Below are 17959 nucleotides of genomic sequence, written 5' to 3' on the forward strand. Positions count from 1 at the left end.
CCGGTGAAATCTCCGACGCAGCCCTGGCAGATGTCGGCGGCGGAAGCCTCGACGCTGATCCAGGCGCGCGCTCTCAGTGCCGAGGAACTGACCCGCTCCTGCCTCGACCGCATCGCCGCCCGCAATGCCGACGTGAAGGCCTGGATCTGGCTCGATCCCGAGCGCGCCATCCGCAAGGCCAAGGAACTCGACAAGGTGCTGATCCATGCCGGCCCGAAGAGCCGCCTCCACGGCATCCCCTTCGGCGTCAAGGACATGATCGACACGGCCGAAATGCCGACGACCAACAATTCCCCGATCTATCCCGACAACCAGCCGTCTCACGACGCGCAGGTCGTCCGCATCATGAAGGCGGCCGGGGCCTTCGTGATGGGCAAGTGCGACACGGTCGAATTCGCCGCCGGCGGCCGCAAGGCGCTGACCCGCAACCCGCACGATTTTGCCCGCACGCCCGGCGGTTCGTCGTCCGGGTCGGGGGCGGCGGTCGGCGACGGCCAGGTGCCGATCGCCTTCGGCACCCAGACGGGCGGATCGCATATCCGGCCGGCCAGCTTCAACGGTGCCTACGGCATCAAGCCGACCCACAACACCTTTTCGTGGTCGGGCGCGCGCCATCTCTCGCCGACGCTCGACACGCTCGGCTGGTACGGCCGATCCGTCGACGACCTGGTCATGGTCGCCGAGGCCGCCCGGATGATCGGCATCGACGCCATGCCGGCCGTCGCCGTCAAGGGACTGAAGGTCGGCTTCGCCAAGACGCACAATTGGCCCAAGGCCGAGGAGGGGACGATCGGCGCCATGGAGCGGGCGGTCCGGCTCCTGACGGAGGCCGGGGCGATCGTCACCGATCTCGATCTGCCGGAACCCTTCGCCGACCTGAACACGGCGCAGCATATCGTCATGAATGGCGAAGGCCGGGTGCAGTTCCTGGCCGACTATGTCCAGAACTACGACCTGCTGCATGAGGACTTCCGCAAGAAGGTCGAGAATTTCGACGGCATCACGCCCGAGAAGCTGCTCTGGGCTTTGGATCTTGCGGCGGCGTGCCGGCCGGTCTTCGACAAGCTGTTCGGCGCGGACCTGGACGTGATCCTGACGCCTTCGGCCTGCGGCGAGGCGCCGTTCAAGCCGTCCGAGACGACCGGCGATCCCGCCTTCAACTCGATGTGGACGCTGCTTCACGTGCCGACCGTCAACATTCCGGGGCATCTCGGTCCGAACGGACTGCCGGTCGGTGTGACGCTCGCCGGTCCCCGCCTCGGCGATGCGCGGCTTCTGGCGATCGCCAAGGCGGTCGCGCCGGTGCTCGATCCGAAGGCCGCCTGAGCGCATCCCGGCCGGGCCGTGGTCTGTCCGGGCCATCCTCCGGGCAGGACCGCCGGTGCGCGCGTGGTGCGCCGCGCCCCGGGATCGATGCTGAGGTCCGGTATCGTTTCGGCAGTGGCCGGCCTGAAAATAACGTTCTTGTGATTCGATCGTGATCGGTCTGTCCGAAGAAGACCGAATGCCGGCCGTGGTCGTGATCGTCGATCTACGTGACTGCATTAAGCCATGAATCCATATCACGTTTCCGGCGCTCCAGTATTCGATTAAAATGATTGATGAATTGCCCGTGAAGCGCGTTCGTAACTGCCGAGTGACCGGTGATGTAAGGAAAATAACAGTTCCGCTCGACCATCCTCCTGTCGTCGCGGAAGGCACCCGGCCGGTTCGGCGCGGGGGCAGACGATGCGAAAAGGAGGGCAACGCGATGCATTCGAAGACGGGTCTGGCGGCAATGGCGCTGGCTGCAGCGGTGGCACTTTCGGCGATGGCCGCGGCGCCGTCCGAGGCGCTCGCCAAGAAGGGCGGCAGCGGCAGCGGCAGTGGTGGCAGCGGGGGTGGCAGCAGCAGCGGCGACGTGCGCTACACCTGCCGCGCGACCGGCGCGCCCGACATCAGCATGCAGGCGCGCTGGGAAGTGAAGAAGGGCCGCAAGCGCTTCCGCGTCGAGTTCGAGGCCGCCACGGGCGGCGCCTATACGGTCGGCCAGATTATGACCGTCGCGGTCGGACCGGTCGAGACCGCGCTCGACGTGGGGTCCGCGGCGCTTGAGGTGATCGGCGCCGATCTGGTCTTCGAACTGGGCTTCGACAGCAAGGCGCAGTCCGGCGGCGACAATCTCGCCTTTCCGCCGAACTTTCCGACCATCACGGCCGCAACCGACGTGACCGTGAAGACCGGCGGCACCGCAGTGCTCGGCTGCACGCTGCGCTAAAGTGCAGTCCGATCACGGCGCACCGCTCCGATAGGGAACGGCGTGCGCGATCCGGGACTGCCCGCGCCGTCATCCGATCCCTTCAGATCGGATGACGGACCCGGCGGCGCCATCGCAGGGCGGGCGCCGCCGCAAGGAGGACGCCATCGCAAGGCGGGTGCCGCCGGCTCCCGCCGCCGGCACGGTCGAAGATCAGGCCGGCTGATGCAGGCGGAAATTGAACAGCGGGCCGGTCGAATAGCGGTGAAGGGCCTTGGCGACGGCCAGCGTGCCGAGGTCGGCGAGCGGCTCGATGATGATCACGCTCATATAGGCCAGCCCGAAACTGCCCACCTCGGAGATCGTCTCCGCCGTGAAGCCGTGGCCGTAGAAGGCCCAGAAGGCGACCCAGCACACGATGCCGCCCTGGAACAGCGTCGAGAGCGCCAGCGCCTGCCCATATTTCAGGTCGACATAGGGTGTTGCCGGCGCAATGATCCGCCGTGCCATCAGGTTGACGGCATAGAGCGGCACCAGCAGCGTCGTGACGTTCATGCCGTATTGCGGCAGATCCGTCGGCGCGAACAGAAGGCCCTGGATCAGGAGCCCGGCCGCCAGGCCGATCGCTGCGGCTCCGGCCCCGAACAGCAGGAGAAGCGTCGAGCCGAGGATCAGATGGACCTCGGAGACGCCGACCGGGTGGTGCGGCAGAACCTCGAAGAACGAGAAGACGAGGCCGGTCGTCACGACCGAGCGCAGAGCGAGCGGCAGAAGGCCGGTCGAGCGCGCATCGTCGGCCGCCATCTTGGCGGCAAGGCCGAAGGACGCCACGGCCGTGGCATAGCTGAGAACGAGCTTGGCGCCGTCGACGACGCCGGGTTCGATATGCATGGGTTTTCCCCTGGGCCGTGCCCGCCGCACGGTCGATATGGATGGACCGGTGCGAAGGCAGGGTTGCACCGACCGAGGCAGGTTTCCCGGCTCGCGGCACTCGTCCCGCCACCCCTTCCCAGCCCGCGGGCCAGTGGGATTCGTGGCAGACCGCCGCTTACGGTCGCGGGGGCGGCTGCGGCTTCGGATCGCTCCTGACCGCATTCCCTCTCGGGCGGAGAAAATCCGCCCTCACCTCAGCCCGGACAGTATTCACGCGTCGGACCGGGGCGGCAAGATGCCGATCGGCCGGGTCGGACCATCCGCAAACGCTGGCCTCGCCGGCCCGGTGGAAAGTGCCGGAGGCCGGTTCGGCCGCGCGCGGGCGGCGTGTTCAGGGTGGCGGGGTCGGGCCGGATGGCCTTGAATTCGGATGCGGCGAATCGCGGAGACGGGACCATGGATGTCGAGCAAGGCGAAGCCCTGATCGAGACGTTGCGGCAGCGTTTTGCGGCGAACATGCAGCGCCATCCGGCCGTCGTGTGGCCTGTCGTCGAACAGAAGCTGCGCGCCGCTCCTGCCGGCCTGAAGTCGCTCTTCGCCATGGAGCGGACCGGCGGCGAGCCGGATGTCGTCGGGCTCGACGGTGCCGCCGGGCTCGACGGCGCCGCCGGGACGATCGTCTTCTGCGATTGCGCACCCGAAAGCCCGACCGGCCGGCGCAGTCTCTGTTACGACCGCGCCGCGCTCGATGCACGCAAGGAGAACAAGCCGGCCGGCAGCGCCCTCGACATGGCCGCCGCGATGGGCATCGAAATTCTCACGGAACGGCAGTATCGCGACCTGCAGGCCTTCGGCCCGTTCGACCGCAAGACGTCGAGCTGGATCGCTACCCCGGACAGCATCCGGAAGCTCGGCGGCGCCTTGTTCTGCGACCGCCGTTACGATCAGGTCTTCGTCTACCACAACGGCGCCGAATCCTATTACGCCGCCAGAGGGTTCCGCGGCCGGCTCACGCTCTGACGAGCGCCGGCGACACCGGGGGACGGGCGAGCTTCAGGCTGTCCGCCCGACCCGCCCCGGCGGGATCGTGTCAGGCCGGGGCGAGCTTGCGTTCGGCGAGCGCCACCCAGACGGCGGCGCCGAGCGGCAGGGCGTCGTCGTTGAAATCGTAGCGCGGGGAATGCAGGCCGGCCGTGTGGTTCGGGGTGCCCTGGCCGACCCACAGATAGGCGCCCGGCCGCTCGTTCAGCATGAAGGCGAAATCCTCCGCCCCCATGCTCGGCTCGACCGTCTCCTCCAGCACGAGGCCCGGCATGTCGCGCAGCACGCCCTGGACGAAGCGCGCCTCGTCGGCATCGTTGATGGTCGGCGGATAGCGGCGCTGGTAGTCGATCGTCACCGTGCAGCCCATCGCGGCGGCGACACCCTCGGCGATCGCCCGCAGCCGGGTTTCGATCAGGTCGCCGACAGCCGGGTCGAACCAGCGCACGGTGCCGGTCATCCGGCAGGAATCCGGGATCACGTTCCAGGCGTCGCCGCCATGGACGGTGGTCACCGAGACGACCGAGGAGGCCATCGGCGAGACGTTGCGCGACGCGATGGTCTGCAGCGCGCTGCCGATCTGGAACAGGCAGGCGATCGGGTCGATGCCCTGGTGCGGCATGCCGCCATGGGCGCCTCGGCCGGTCACGGTGATGTCGAAGATGCCGAAGGCGGCCATCATGGCGCCCGTGGTCAGGCCGGCGCGGCCGAGCGGCAGGCCCGGCCAGTTGTGCATGCCGAACACGGAATCGACCGGGAACTCGTGGAACAGGCCGTCGGCGATCATGCGCGCCGCGCCGCCCTCGTTCTCCTCGGCCGGCTGGAAGATGAAATGCACCGTGCCGTCGAGCGCCTCGCTGCGGGCGAGGCGGCGGGCGGCAGCGAGCAGCATGGCCATGTGGCCGTCATGCCCGCAGGCATGCATGCGCCCGGGCCGGGTCGATGCGTAGGCGACGCCGCTCGCCTCCTCGATGGCGAGCGCGTCCATGTCGGCGCGCAGGCCGATGACGCGCGAAGAGGTACCGCGCCGCAGCGTGCCGACCACGCCGGTGCCGCCGAGGCCGGTGCGGACCTCGAGGCCGAATTCCTTCAGCCGGGCCGCCACGAAGGCCGAGGTGTCGTGCTCCTCGTAGGCGATCTCGGGGATCCGATGCAGGGCCCGCCGCCAGGTGACGGCATCCTCGATCTCTTCGTTGGAAAAGGTGATGGACGGAATGGCGTTCATGGCGGGACCTTCGGTTCGGACGGCTCAGCCGGCCGGCTTCATGCGATAGCGGAAGTCGCAGCGCTTGGCACCCTGCATCAGGGTTCCGGTGCGGGTCAGTTCCATGTTCGGATTGTAGCCGGTGCAGAATTCGCCGTCGCGGTTGCAGGACAGGAGATGGCCGACCTCGCCGAGGCCCATCTCCCGGTACATCTCCGCATAGCGGCAGCGCACCACGTCGAATTCCAACGTCTCGGCCGTCGCGGACTTCACCTCGATGGTCAGGGCGTCGTTGGCGGTCCAGTTCGGCAGGATGGCGGCGAAATCGGCGAAGTCCGGGTCGCGGCCGAGTTCGGCGCGGAACTTGGCGCCCTGCGCGATCGCCGAGCGCGACACCGCCGCCCCGACGGTCTCGCGGGCGGCCTCGGCCCCGTGGCTCTCGGTCAGCACGTCGTAGACGTGCTTCAGGATCTCCGCCTCAATGCGGCGCCGTTCGATGATCGGAAGCATGCTGGCTCCTCCTGGTTCGGATGCGGGGGCGGCCTGCAGCGGGCCGTGGCCGACCGCGTCAGTGGACATGGCCGCCCAGATAGGCCTCGACGATGCGCGGGTCGCCGGCGAGGTCCGCCGACGGCCCCTCGATGACGATCCGGCCGCCCTCCATCACGGCGGCGCGGTCGGCGATGCGCAGGGCCGCCTTGGCGTTCTGCTCGACGATCAGGATCGACAGCCCCTCGGACCGGATCTGCGCCAGGAGGTCGAAGATGCTCTTGACCACCTTCGGGGCGAGCCCGAGCGAGGGCTCGTCGAGGAGCAGGATCGACGGCCGCGCCATCAGGGCGCGCGCGATGCACAGCATCTGCTGCTCGCCGCCCGACAGCGAGCCGGCCATCTGGCCGCGCCGCTGGCCGAGCACGGGGAACAGCGCCATGACCCGGTCGAGTTCGGCGAGGCCGTGCCGGCCGCCGCCGATGACGAGATTTTCCAGGACCGTCATGGAGGCGAAGATCTGCCGGCCTTCCGGCGCCTGCAGAAGCCCGCGGGCGACGATCTCGTGGCTCTTCATCCGGGCGATGTCCTCGCCGCGGAACAGGATGCTGCCGGCCTTCGGGCTGTAGATGCCCGAGATCGCCCGCATCAGGGTGGTCTTGCCGACGCCGTTCGAGCCGAGCACGGCGACGATGCCGCGTTCCGGCACGGCGAGGTCGACCCCGTGCAGGATCTCCTGCAACCCCATGGCGACGGTCAGGCCGCGGATCTCGAGCAGACTCATTCGTCGACCCCCAGATAGGCTTCCAGCACGGCCGGATCGGCGCGCACCGCGGCCGGCTCCGCATCGGCGATCTTGCGGCCGGAGGCGAGCACGACCACGCGCGAGCAGATGCCCATGACCAGGTTCATGTCGTGCTCGACCAGCATGATCGACAGCCCCTCGCCGTTGAGCGAGCGGATGAAGCGGGCGAGGTCGGCGGTCTCGGAATCGTTCAGGCCGGCGGCCGGCTCGTCGAGGATCAGAAGCTCCGGCTTCATCGCCAGGGCGCGCGCGATCTCCAGATACTTGCGCTTGCCGTAGGAGAGATTGGCGGCCAGATCCTCGGCCACGCCGCCGAGGCCGACCCGCTCCAGCGCCTCCCAGGTCCGGGCCGAAATCGCATCGGCGCGCGCCCGCCGCCCGAACACCGCCGCGAAGGCCGACTGGCCCATCGCCCCGACGGCGCCGACCGAGACATTGTCGAAGACCGACATGTTCGGAAAGACGCGCAGGTTCTGGAAGGTCCGCGACATGCCGCGAGCGGCGATGCGATGCGGCTTCAGGCCCTGGATCGGCTCGCCCTTGAACCGGACGGCGCCGGCGGAAAGCGGCGTGAAGCCGGAAATGAGGTTGAACAGGGTGGTCTTGCCGGCACCGTTCGGGCCGATCAGGCCGACCAGTTCGCCCGCCTCGACCCGGGTGGTGACGCCGTCCACGGCGACCAGGCCGCCGAAGCGCCGGGTGACGTTTTCGATCTCGAGCAGGCTCATCGCCAACCGACCTCCCGATCGGACGGGGCCGCGCCCCATTTCAGCCCGAAGCCGCGGCGGACCAGCGACAGGGCCGAGACCTCGCCGAGCAGGCCGCGCGGCAGGAACAGGATCGACACGAACATCACGATGCCGACCATGACGTTGCGCAGGTCGCCGACGCCGCGCAGGACCTCCGGCAGCAGGATCAGCAGCGCCGCGCCGATGATCGCGCCGGGCAGCGAGCCGAGCCCGCCGACCACGATCATGGCGAGGACCAGGATCGAGGTGTTGAAGCCGAAATCGCCGGGCGAGACATAGCCGGTCGTATAGGCCCACAGCGCCCCCGCGATGCCGGCAAAGAAGGCCGAGACGGTGAAGACCTCGATCTTCAGCCGCACCGTGTCGACCCCCATGGCGTCGGCGCACTGGTCGTCCTCGCGCAGCGAGCGCAGCGCGTTGCCGTAGTAGGAGTGGCTGAGCCGGTGCAGGACCCAGATCGACAACGCGACCAGCCCGGCGACCAGGAAATAGATCGCGATCGGCGACTTCACCGGCGTGCCGAACAGGGTGATGCCCGAGAACAGCATGACGCCGTTCGGCCCCTTGGTCACCGCCACCCAGTTCAGCAGCACGGTGTGGATCATCTGCCCGATGGCCAGCGTCGCCACCGCGAAATAGATCGAGACCAGCCGCATGGTCGGCAGCGCGACCACGAAGGCGAGCGCGGCGGCGGCAAGGCCAGCGGCCGGCAGGCCCCACAGGAAGCCGAGCTTCATCTCGGTGCCGAGCAGGGCCGCTACATAGGCGCCGACCCCGTAGAAGGCGGCGTGGCCGAGATGCAGCAGGCCGGCGGCGCCGGTGACCAGATGCAGCGACACGGCCAGCAGCGCATAGATCAGCACCAGCTGGGCGACCTGGAAGAAGTAGCCCTTGCCGAACTTGGCGAGGCCGTAGGGCACAAGCGCGAAGACGACGAGGAGCACGAGGAGCGGGACCAGCCGTCCCCTGACGAACTCAGACACGTTCCCTCCCCGCTCCGAAGAGACCTTGCGGAAAGAAGATCAGGGTGACGATCAGGAAGCCGTAGGCGACCATGTCGGCCCAGTTGGAGGAGATGAAGGTGGTGGCGAGGCCTTCGGAGAGACCGAGCAGCAGCGCGCAGACGACCGCGCCGGGGATCGACGACAGCCCGCCCATGACCATCGCCACGAAGGCCTTGATGCCCGGCACGAAGCCCATCGCAGGGAAGATCGCGCCGTAATAGAGGCCGACCAGGATGCCGGCGCCCGCACCCATCATCGAGCCGAGCGCGAAGGTGGTGATGATGGTGCGGTCGGTGTCGATGCCGACATATTTGGCGCCGAGCGGATTGGCCGAGACGGCGCGGATCGACAGGCCGATGCGGGTGCGCTTGAGCAGATATTGCAGCCCACCGAGCATGACCGCAGCGACCGCGAAGATGATCACGTCGCCGGTGACGATGGTGACCGGGCCGAGCTCGATCGGCTTGTTGATCAGATAGTCGAACGGCAGGGTCTGCATCTGCGAACCGAAGCCGATCTCCAGGCCCTCGCGCACCACGATCGAGACGGCGAGCGACGACATCAGCGTCGATTCGCGCATCGCCCGCGATTTCAGCGAGGCCTCGTCGGAGAAGCGCCGGAACGGCTTGAAGGCGATGCGTTCGAGGCCGAAGCCGAGCGCGGCGCCGAAGGCCAGCACGGCGAACAGCACGACCAGGAAGGGCGGCGCGAAGGCGGTGATCAGAAGCAGGCCCGCGAAGGCGCCGACCGTGTAGACCTCGCCATGGGCGAAGTTGACGACGTTGAGCACGCCGAAGATCAGCGTGAAGCCGATCGCCATCAGGGCGTAGATGACGCCCTGCGACAGGCCGATGGCCAATTGCTGCAGGTAATAGGGATCGATCACGGCGGCCCCCTGGCGGCGCGTCGTTCGGACCGGGCGATCGGGCTGCCCGGCTGCGGCTTCAGCGTCGGCCGGCGGCGCCCTTGAGGGCGACCGCCGGCACGCCGGATCAATCGGCGACGGGCGTGAAGACGCCGCCGACGATGCGCACCTTGGAGAGCTGCTTGACCGGCTCGCGGTCGGCACCGAAGGTGGTCGAGCCGGTCACGCCGGGGAAGTCCTTGGTGGCGGCCAGCGCGTCGCGGATCGCGGCGCGGGTCGACTTCGGATAGGTCTTGACCACCGCCTCGAGCATGATGTTGACGGCATCGAAGGCCTGGGCCGGGAACTGGCCGGGCTCGGCGCCGCGCACCTTGACCCATTCGGCCACGAATTCCTTGACCTCGGGCTTCGGGCTGTTGGGCAGGAAGTTGGTGGTCAGCGACAGGCCCTCGGCGTCGGCGCCGGCGAGCTCGATCACCTTCTGGTTATGGGCGGCCGAGGTCGAATAGACCGGGATCGCGATGCCGAGCTGCTTCATCTGCTTGAGGAAGTTGGCCGCGTCCTCGTAGAAGAAGCCGGTATAGATGGCGTCCGGCTTCTCGCGCTGGATCTTGGTCAGCAGCGAGCGGAAGTCGGGCAGACCGCGGTTGAAATACTCGGTCAGGACCACCTTGCCGCCCTTGGCGGCGATCTCATCGGCGAAATACTTGGTGACGCTCTGACCCCAGTCGGTCTGCTCGGCGATCACCGCGACCTTCTTGTAGCCCTTGGCGACCATCCAGTCGGCGTTGTAGGGGCCTTCGCCGGCCTGGGTGGTGATGTTGCGGAACTGCCATTCCGAGATCTTGGTGTAGTCGGGATGGGACGCGGTCTGGGAGAGCTGCGGCATGCCGGCCTCCTTGTAGACCTGCGCGGCGGCCATCGAGACGCCGGAGGTGAAGTCGCCGAGCACGCCGACGATCTTCTCGTCGTCGACGAACTTGCGCGCGATGGTCACGCCTTCCTTGGCGTCCGAGCGGCTGTCCTCGAACACGATCTCGACCTTGGCGGGGATGCGGCCGGAGGCGTTGAAGCGGGCGAGCGCGATCTCGGCGGCGGTCTTGAAGTCCTGGCCGTATTGCGCGGTGTTGCCGGTCAGCGGCAGCTGGTAGCCGAGCTTCACGGTTTCGGCGGCGGCGGCCGGCAGGGCGAAGGCGGCGGGCGCGGCGAGGGCTAGGGCGACGAGGTGTCTGCGGGTCAGCGTCATGGGCTCCAGTCTCCGTTCAGGCCCGGGGGGCCGATGGGGGTGGTGTCTCGTGGCGGATCGACGGGATCGGTCAGGCGGCCGTGCCGGGTTCGACGACGAGCTTGCAGCAGCCTTCCTGGCCGGGTTTCCAGGTTTCTCCTTTGAAGACGAAACCGGCGGCCTTGAACAGCCCGCCGTCGATGGCGCCGCCGGCCTTGCACAGAAGTTCCAGCTCCTCGCCGGACCGTCCCATGGCGACCCAGGCTTCCTTCAGCGGGCAGCGGTGGAACTGGATCTCCAGACGCTCGTCGTCGCAGCGCAGGACCTCCGGCTGGAAGATCACCTCGCCGGCCGGGATGCCGCCGAGAAAGCGGTCCTTGAGGCCGGTCAGGTCGGCGGGTCCGAGGTCGGCGAATTTCGCCCCCATCGTCACGCCCATCCGGCGGGTGGCCTCCGAGACGATCTCCACGGCCCGGTCGGTGCCGAAGGCCTCGCGCAACACGTCGAACATGTTGGCATAGGCGGCCGCCCGCATGGCGAAGGCGCCCTGCAACCACTCGATCGGCACCATGCGGCCGCTCGGACCCGTCTCTGACATGCTTGGCTCCTGTGCTCGGTCTCGTTCGACCGGATCGGGGTGAGGGGGGCGGACGCGGCCCGTCACGCGGGCTCGCGCGCATCCTTGAAGCGGTACCATGCCAGCATGGCCGGGGCGACGATCCGGGCAACCGCATGGAACGGGTAAGGGCGGACCGGCGTGATCGGAACGGGCAGTTCGGCCGGCGGTACGCCGCCGAGCGCATCGGCGAAGACGCGGCCGAGCGCCGTCGACAGGGCGACGCCGCGACCGTTGCAGGCGACCCAGGTCCACAGGCCCTCGGCGGGATTGTGGAACCGCGGCATGCGGTCGTCGGTCATGCCGATGCGGCCGTTCCAGACGAATTCGAAACGCGGCACGCCCATCTGCGGGAACATGCGGGCGAAGCGGTCGCCGACCAGGCGGCGGAGCCGGTCGGCGCCGTTCAGCGGCACGATCAGGGCGCCGCCGGTGACCAGCCGACCGCGCGCGTCCCAGCGGAAGAAGCGCAGATCGCCGTGGGTGTCGGACAGGGCCTGGCGGCCGGGCAGCACGCTGGCGCGGACCGCGTCCGACTGCGGCTCGGTCGCCATCTGCCAGGACAGCACCGGCACCAGCGAACGCGCGAGCGACGGGGAGAGGGCCGGGCGGAAGCCGTCCGTATAGCCGTTCGAGGCGAGGAGGACCTGATCGGCGACGACCCGTCCGGCGCCGGTCGCCAGGACCCAGCCGGCCGGCGTCCGCTCCAGGCTGTCGACCGGGCTCGCCTCATGGATGACGGCGCCGGCCGCCTCGGCGGCGGCGGCGAGGCCGCGGGCGAAGGCGAGCGGATTGATGTGACCGCCCGAGCGGTTGAGCATGCCGCCGTACCAGTCGCGCGAGCCGACCAGGCGGGCGGTCTCCTCGGCATCGAGCAGGCTGACCGGCGCGCCGCGGCGGCTCCAGGCCTCGACCCGGGCGGCGGACAGCCGGACGCGGCCGGGCGAATGGGCCGGCTGGAACCAGCCGTTCTGCACGGCCTCGCAGTCGATCCTCTGGCGCCGGACCAGATCGAACAGGCCGGCCGCGCTATCCGAGACGAGCTGGGCGAAACGCTCCCCGGTCTCGCCGAAGAGCCGCGCCATGGCGTCCGGCTCGGCGCCGGTCATGGTCGGGATGACCTGGCCGTTGTTGCGGCCGGAGGCGCCCCAGCCGACCACGGCGGCCTCCAGGACCACCACCTTGCGGCCCCGTTCGGCCAGCGCCAGCGCCGCCGAGAGCCCCGTGAAGCCGGCCCCGACGATCGCCACATCGGCCCGAACCTCGCCGGCCAGCGCCGCGGAAGGCGGCCGCGGCGGCGTCACCGAGGCCCACAGGGAGGGCGGCAGGGGCGGCGGCAGGCTCATGGGTCGAGGGCTCCTGGGATCGGACTCCGGCCGACGGATGGCGACAGATCGCGGGTTCAGGCGGCGACGGCATCCACTTGCAGCGAACCGTCAGAAAAGTCGACTGCTGCGCGGGCATGCAATTTTGTCGAATCAAATACGGGCAGATTCGAATCCGTTTGATGGATCAACAGCCCGATTTCGGTGCAGCCGAGGATCACGCTGTCGGCGCCCTCGGCAGCGGCGGCCTCGATCACGTCGACATAGCGCTGCCGCGATTCCGACCGGACGACCCCGCAGCAGAGTTCGTCGAAGATGATGTCGTGAACGGCGCCGCGGTCCTGCGCCTCCGGCACGATGGCCTCCAGGCCGAACCGTGCGCGCAGCCGGTCGCGGTAGAAGGCCTGTTCCATCGTGTAGCGGGTGGCGAGCAGCAGCGGCCGCTTCTTGCCGGCGGCGACGAGTTCCTGTCCGACCACGTCGACGATGTGGATCAGCGGCACGGAGGCCGCGCGGGCGACGCCGTCGGCGACCAGATGCATGGTGTTGGTGCAGATCAGGATGCAGCCGGCGCCGGCGCGGACCAGGCCGGACGCCGCCTCGGCGAGCGCGGCCTCGGCCAGATCCCAGCGGCCGGCCTTCTGCAGGGCGACGATCGCCTCGAAGTCGACCGAACGCAGCAGCAGGTCGGCGGACGCCAGGCCGCCGCGGCGGGCGCGGACCAACTCGTTGATTTCCCGATAGTATGTGGCCGTGCTTTCCCAGCTCATGCCGCCGATCAGGCCGATGATTCGAGACACTGGAATTCTCCGTCGTGGAACCGTGTCCCTAGGCTAAGGCCCCGACCCGGCCGGCGTCCCTGCGCCGGCTGCACAAAGTCGCGGCAAACCCGAGAACAGATTGCGTGAGAAGAGCCTCTTGCGAAATCGATTTGCGTCGCTTTAGTGAAGGCGTGCAAATGGAGAGCGCGATGCTGGATATTCGCGACCGTCGAATCCTGGAGGAGCTGCAGGAGGACGCCACCGTGGCGGTGGCCGATCTCGCCGACACGGTCGGCCTGTCGGTCTCGGCCTGCTGGCGCCGCATCAAGGCGCTGGAGGATGCCGGCTTCATCACGCGGCGGGTGGCGCTGATCGACCGGCGCAAGAGCAACGTGCCGATGACGGTCTTCGTCGCCATCCGCACCTCGCGCCATTCGATGGAATGGCTGGATTCCTTCCGCAAGGTGATCGCCGAGATCCCGGAAATCGTCGAAGCCTATCGGCTGACCGGCGACATGGACTATCTGCTGCGCCTCGTGGTGCCGAATGTCGACGTCTACGATGCCGTCTACAAGAAGATGATCAGTCGGCTCGACTTCACCGACATCACCTCGTCGATCTCGATGGAGGAGCTGAAGTTCACGACGTCCATCCCGTTGAAATACACATGACGGCGGCTTCGCGGCTTTTGCCGGCAGCCCGTCGCCGTCCGGCAGGACAGTCCATCAATCGTCGAACCGGTAGCCGATGCCGGGTTCGGTCGCGATCAGCGTCGGCCGGGCCGGATCGGCTTCGAGCTTCTGGCGCAACTGGCCGACCAGGACGCGCAGATACTGGGTGTCGTTCTCGTGGGCAGGCCCCCAGACGGCGGTGAGCAGCTGCCGATGGGTCAGGACGCGGCCGGCATGGCGGGCGAGGATGTGCAGCAGGTCGTATTCCTTCGGGGTCAGGCGCAGGGTCTCGCCGGCCCGGGTGACGCGGTGGGCGCGGGTGTCGACGACCAGATCGCCGACCGAGATCACCTCGCTCTGGCCGTCCTGGCGGGCGGCGTGGCGGAGCGCGGTGCGCAGGCGTGCGAGCAATTCGGAAATCCCGAACGGCTTGGAGACGTAGTCGTCGGCGCCGAGGTCGAGCGCGGTGACCTTCTCGACCTCGCGGTCGCGCGCCGAAAGGACCACGATCGGGACCTGCGAGAAGGCGCGGACCTGACGGATCACGTCCTTGCCGTCGCAATCGGGCAGGCCGAGATCGAGCACCACGGCGTCCGGCGCCGCCGTGGCGACGGCCTTGACGGCGCTGCGGCCGTCGAGCGCCTGGACGACCTCGAAGCCGGAGGCTTCGAGCGCCGGCTTCAGGAAGCGCTGGATCTGGGGTTCGTCGTCGACGACGAGGATGCGCGGGTCGGACCTCATGACGGGATGCCTTCGGGCGGCCCGCCGGCTCGCGTGTTCGGCGCGGCCAGGGGCCAGGTGATCAGGATGCGGGTGCCGCGGGTGCCGGCGATCGGGCTCTCGGCCCGGATGGTTCCGCCCATGGCCTCGACGATCCCCTTGGCGATGGCGAGGCCGAGCCCGGTTCCGGCGGCGCGGCCGTCGCCGGTCGCGACCCGGTGGAACTTGGCGAAGACCCGGTCGAGCTGGTCCGCCGGAATGCCCGGCCCCTGGTCTTCGACGACCAGGCGGACGCGCCCGTCGGCGACCTCGAGCCCGACCGAGGCGACCGCATTCGGGCCGGCATATTTGTCGGCATTCTCCAGGATGTTGAAGAGCACCTGATCGACCAGAATCGGATTGCCGCGCACCGTCGCCGAAGGCGGCCAGGGTCGGGTCTTGACCGTCAGGCCGGGCAGCAGCAGTGCCGCGCGGGCGATCAGGCCGGGCAGGACCTCGGCGAGATCGACCTCGTCGGGCGTGATGTCGAGCCCGCCGGCCTCCAACTTGGTCATGTCGAGCAGGTTGGAGACGAAGCGGGCAAGCCGCCGGGTCTCCTCCTCGATGGTCAGCAGGAGATCGCTGCGCGCCGCGTCGTCCATCCGGGCGCCGAGCGCGCGCACCGACGTGATCGCGCCGAGGATGGCGGCGAGCGGCGTCTTCAGATCGTGACTGAGCGAGGTCAGCAGGGCCGATCGCAGCTTCTCGCTTTCCGCCGAGGCGGCGGCGCGACTCATGTCGTCGACCAGCCGGATCCGCTCGACCGCGACCGAGGCCTGGTCGATCAGCGCATCGACCATGCGCTCGCGCTCGCCGGTCAGGGCGCGGGCCGGGTCGGCGGGTTCGAAGCCGATCGTGCCGGTGGTGCCGCGCGCGGTGCGCAGCGGGCGGAACTGCAGCCGGGCATTGGGCAGCGTGCCGGTGCGCCAGCCGGCCGGCTCGTGATGGGTCATGGCCCAGTAGGCGGCGGTCCATTCGGCCGGCCCCATCTCGTCGTCGGGCGGCGCGGCGCCGCGCAGCACCAGTTCCTGTCCCTCGGCGAGCAGGACGAGGCAGCGGCCGCCGACCGCGGCGGCGATCTGCGACGCCACCGCCCAGAGCAGGTCGTCGAGCTTGGCGGTGCCGGACAGCTTGCGGGCGAACTCGTATTGCGAGCGGATCGCGCCGGCCCGCGACCGGACCAGTTCGGACTGATCCCGCAGCCGTCCGGCCAGGCCGCCGATGGCGATCGCGACCAGCAGGAACACGACCAGCGCCAGCAGTTCGTGCGGCTTGGCGACCGTGAAGGTGTAGACCGGCTCGATGAAGAAGAAATTGTAGGCGGCGAAGGACAGAGCCGAGGCCAGCACTGCGCTCCAGGTCCCGAAGCGCAGCGCGCACAGCACCACGGCGGCGAGGAAGATCATCGAGAGATTGGGCAATTCGACGTAGCGCACCAAGCCGGAGCCGATGCCGAGCGCCGCCGCCACCGCCAGGACGGCCGCTCCGGCGCCCGACAGCGAGAGCGCCGGCAGCCGGAGGCGCGGCATCCCGGCCGGCGCCGGACCCTCGCCGTCGTCCTCGCCGACCACATGCACCGACAGAGCGCCGGCCCGCTCCAGCACCGCCGCGGTCAGGGACCGTCCGCGCAGCCGGCGCCAGACCCCGCCGCGCGACCGGCCGAGAAAGATCTGCGTCGCATTCTCGGCCCGCGCGACGCGCAGGATCTCGGTGACGATATCGCGACCGGACGGGCGCAGGACCGTCGCGCCCAGCCGCTCGGCGAGCCGCAACGTCTCCTCGATCCGTTCCGAGGCGCCGGCCTCCGGGGCCGCTTCGGGGCGTTCGACATGGACGGCGAGCCAGTCGGCGTTGAGCCCGCTGGCGAAGCGGCTGGCCGCCCGGATCGCGGTCATCGAGCGGGCATCGCCGCCGACGCAGACGAGAATGCGCTCGGCGGTCGGCCAGGGACCCTCGATGGCGTTCTGGCGCAGATAGTCGACCATCTGGTCGTCGACCCGCGCGGCCGTGCGCCGCAAGGCCAGTTCGCGCAGGGCCGTCAGGTTGCCGGGCGTGAAATAGTGATCGATGGCGCGGCGGGCATTGTCGGCCCGATAGACCTTGCCGTCCTTCAGCCGCTGGATCAGCTCGGACGGCGTGATGTCGACCAGCACGACCTCGTCGGCCCGATCGAGCACCGTGTCGGGCACGGTCTCGCGCACGGTCACGCCGGTGATCCGGGTGACCACGTCGGACAGGCTTTCCAGATGCTGGATGTTGAGGGCGGTCCAGACGTCGATCCCGGCGCGCAGCAGCTCGTCGATATCCTGGTAGCGCTTGGGATGCCGGCTGCCGGGGGCGTTGCTGTGGGCGAGTTCGTCGACGACGAGCACTGCGGGGTGTCGCGCCAGGGCCGCGTCGATGTCGAATTCCGCCAGCAGATGGCCGCGATGGGAGAAGGGCCGGCGCGGCAAGGTCTCGAGCCCCACGGTCAACGCCTCGGTGTCGGCCCGTCCGTGGGTCTCGGCGAGGCCGACCACCACGTCGGTCCCGGCCTGGCGCGCCTGCCGGGCGGCCGACAGCATCGCGTAGGTCTTGCCGACGCCGGGCGCGGCGCCGAGCCAGACTTTCAGCCGGCCGCGGCGCTCGCTGTCGGCAAGCGCCAGCAGGGCATCCGGGGATGGCCGCCGATCCGGGTTCGCCTCGCCCATGCGCGCCGCTTCCGTCAGGACAACCGGTCGAGCGCGCGGTTGAGCATCAGGACGTTGACCCGGCGCTCGCCGAACAGACCCGCCTCCCGGCCCTCGACCAGGCTGTCGACCAGCGCGCGCAGCCGTGCCGGTTCGAGCTTGCGCGCCGCCGCGACCCGGTCGACCTGGGCATGGGCGAATTCCGGGCTGACATGCGGGTCGAGGCCGCTCGCCGAGGCGGTCACGCCGTCGGCCGGCACCGGGGTCGCGGTCCCGGCCGCCTTCAGCGCATCGACATCGCCGCGGACGCGGTCGATCAGCTTCGCCGAGGTCGGGCCGAGATTGGAGCCCGACGAGGCGGCGGCGTCGTAGCCGTCGGTGCCGGCGGCCGACGGGCGGCCGTGGAAGTAGCGTTCGGAGGCGAAGGCCTGGCCGATCAGACGCGAGCCGATCACGGTCCCGTCCTGCCGCTCCAGGCTGCCGTTGGCCCGGTCGGGCGCGACGATCTGGGCGAGGCCGGTGACGGCGAGCGGATAGGCGAGCCCGGTCAGCGCGGTGAACAGCAGCGTCATCACGACGGCGGGACGGATCTGGGCCATCAGGGACGAGGCTCCCGGCGCGGTGGCGGTGGCGGTGGCCGGCGTGCGGGCGGCGAGGATCCGGTCGA

Annotated in this window: 18 protein-coding genes and 1 riboswitch; of the genes, 4 read left to right on the plus strand and 14 right to left on the minus strand. The window is 69.4% G+C overall.

Features of this window, described 5'->3' with window-relative positions; all coding sequences use genetic code 11:
• Positions 1 to 3: 3 nt before the first annotated feature.
• Positions 4 to 1326, plus strand: a complete 1323-nt coding sequence (locus ABB55_RS16250; RefSeq protein ID WP_200912033.1) for an amidase — start codon at positions 4 to 6, stop codon at positions 1324 to 1326.
• Between the two features lie 424 nt (positions 1327 to 1750).
• Entirely contained in the window at positions 1751 to 2257 is a 507-nt protein-coding gene (locus ABB55_RS16255) for a hypothetical protein (protein WP_054359736.1), read from the plus strand.
• Between the two features lie 192 nt (positions 2258 to 2449).
• On the opposite strand, the gene ABB55_RS16260 is transcribed toward ABB55_RS16255, so the two are convergent.
• Positions 2450 to 3127, minus strand: a complete 678-nt coding sequence (locus tag ABB55_RS16260) for an energy-coupling factor ABC transporter permease (protein ID WP_054359737.1) — start codon at positions 3125 to 3127, stop codon at positions 2450 to 2452.
• A 59-nt stretch (positions 3128 to 3186) separates the two neighbouring features.
• A riboswitch (cobalamin riboswitch) is annotated at positions 3187 to 3381 on the minus strand.
• A 184-nt stretch (positions 3382 to 3565) separates the two neighbouring features.
• Between ABB55_RS16260 and ABB55_RS16265 the strand changes: the two genes are divergently transcribed.
• A complete protein-coding gene (locus ABB55_RS16265) occupies positions 3566 to 4129 on the plus strand; it encodes a DUF4256 domain-containing protein (RefSeq protein WP_054359738.1) in 564 nt (187 codons plus the stop codon).
• Between the two features lie 70 nt (positions 4130 to 4199).
• Here the strand turns inward: ABB55_RS16265 and ABB55_RS16270 are convergent, their stop codons facing one another.
• The 10 genes from ABB55_RS16270 to ABB55_RS16315 form a co-directional block, all read right to left on the minus strand.
• Positions 4200 to 5375, minus strand: a complete 1176-nt coding sequence (locus ABB55_RS16270) for a M20 aminoacylase family protein (RefSeq protein ID WP_054359739.1) — start codon at positions 5373 to 5375, stop codon at positions 4200 to 4202.
• 24 nt (positions 5376 to 5399) lie between these two features.
• Positions 5400 to 5864, minus strand: a complete 465-nt coding sequence (locus ABB55_RS16275; RefSeq protein WP_054359740.1) for an L-2-amino-thiazoline-4-carboxylic acid hydrolase — start codon at positions 5862 to 5864, stop codon at positions 5400 to 5402.
• A gap of 58 nt (positions 5865 to 5922) precedes the next feature.
• A complete protein-coding gene (locus tag ABB55_RS16280) occupies positions 5923 to 6621 on the minus strand; it encodes an ABC transporter ATP-binding protein (protein WP_420848249.1) in 699 nt (232 codons plus the stop codon).
• 2 nt (positions 6622 to 6623) lie between these two features.
• A complete protein-coding gene (locus tag ABB55_RS16285) occupies positions 6624 to 7376 on the minus strand; it encodes an ABC transporter ATP-binding protein (RefSeq protein WP_054359742.1) in 753 nt (250 codons plus the stop codon).
• Positions 7373 to 8380 (minus strand): branched-chain amino acid ABC transporter permease, encoded by a 1008-nt coding sequence (locus ABB55_RS16290; protein ID WP_054359743.1) that lies wholly within the window; start codon positions 8378 to 8380, stop codon positions 7373 to 7375. The genes ABB55_RS16285 and ABB55_RS16290 overlap by 4 nt, the downstream gene beginning before the upstream one ends.
• Positions 8373 to 9287: a branched-chain amino acid ABC transporter permease gene (locus ABB55_RS16295; protein WP_054359744.1), complete on the minus strand. Its 915-nt coding sequence runs from the start codon at positions 9285 to 9287 to the stop codon at positions 8373 to 8375. Before ABB55_RS16295 ends, ABB55_RS16290 begins: the two co-directional genes overlap by 8 nt.
• A 106-nt stretch (positions 9288 to 9393) precedes the next feature.
• Positions 9394 to 10512, minus strand: a complete 1119-nt coding sequence (locus tag ABB55_RS16300) for an ABC transporter substrate-binding protein (protein ID WP_054359745.1) — start codon at positions 10510 to 10512, stop codon at positions 9394 to 9396.
• A gap of 70 nt (positions 10513 to 10582) precedes the next feature.
• Entirely contained in the window at positions 10583 to 11089 is a 507-nt protein-coding gene (locus ABB55_RS16305) for an L-2-amino-thiazoline-4-carboxylic acid hydrolase (RefSeq protein WP_244472055.1), read from the minus strand.
• Between the two features lie 62 nt (positions 11090 to 11151).
• Positions 11152 to 12453, minus strand: a complete 1302-nt coding sequence (locus tag ABB55_RS16310) for an NAD(P)/FAD-dependent oxidoreductase (protein ID WP_054359747.1) — start codon at positions 12451 to 12453, stop codon at positions 11152 to 11154.
• Positions 12454 to 12509: 56 nt separating this feature from the next.
• Positions 12510 to 13232, minus strand: a complete 723-nt coding sequence (locus ABB55_RS16315; protein WP_083463676.1) for an aspartate/glutamate racemase family protein — start codon at positions 13230 to 13232, stop codon at positions 12510 to 12512.
• 173 nt (positions 13233 to 13405) lie between these two features.
• Here ABB55_RS16315 and ABB55_RS16320 point away from each other — a divergent pair, with 173 nt between their 5' ends.
• Positions 13406 to 13864: an Lrp/AsnC family transcriptional regulator gene (locus ABB55_RS16320; RefSeq protein ID WP_200912114.1), complete on the plus strand. Its 459-nt coding sequence runs from the start codon at positions 13406 to 13408 to the stop codon at positions 13862 to 13864.
• A 54-nt stretch (positions 13865 to 13918) separates the two neighbouring features.
• Here ABB55_RS16320 and ABB55_RS16325 read toward each other — a convergent pair whose 3' ends face one another.
• The 3 genes from ABB55_RS16325 to kdpC are packed head-to-tail and all read right to left on the minus strand — an operon-like array spanning position 13919 to position 17894.
• Positions 13919 to 14605 (minus strand): response regulator, encoded by a 687-nt coding sequence (locus ABB55_RS16325; RefSeq protein WP_054359748.1) that lies wholly within the window; start codon positions 14603 to 14605, stop codon positions 13919 to 13921.
• Positions 14602 to 17313: a sensor histidine kinase gene (locus ABB55_RS16330; protein WP_054359749.1), complete on the minus strand. Its 2712-nt coding sequence runs from the start codon at positions 17311 to 17313 to the stop codon at positions 14602 to 14604. The genes ABB55_RS16325 and ABB55_RS16330 overlap by 4 nt, the downstream gene beginning before the upstream one ends.
• Before the next feature lie 14 nt (positions 17314 to 17327).
• Positions 17328 to 17894, minus strand: coding sequence for a potassium-transporting ATPase subunit KdpC (kdpC, locus tag ABB55_RS16335; RefSeq protein ID WP_054362111.1), 567 nt, complete (start codon positions 17892 to 17894; stop codon positions 17328 to 17330).
• Positions 17895 to 17959: the final 65 nt, after the last annotated feature.

It is taken from the genome of Prosthecodimorpha hirschii, assembly GCF_001305515.1.
Taxonomy (GTDB): Bacteria; Pseudomonadota; Alphaproteobacteria; order Rhizobiales; family Ancalomicrobiaceae; genus Prosthecodimorpha; species Prosthecodimorpha hirschii.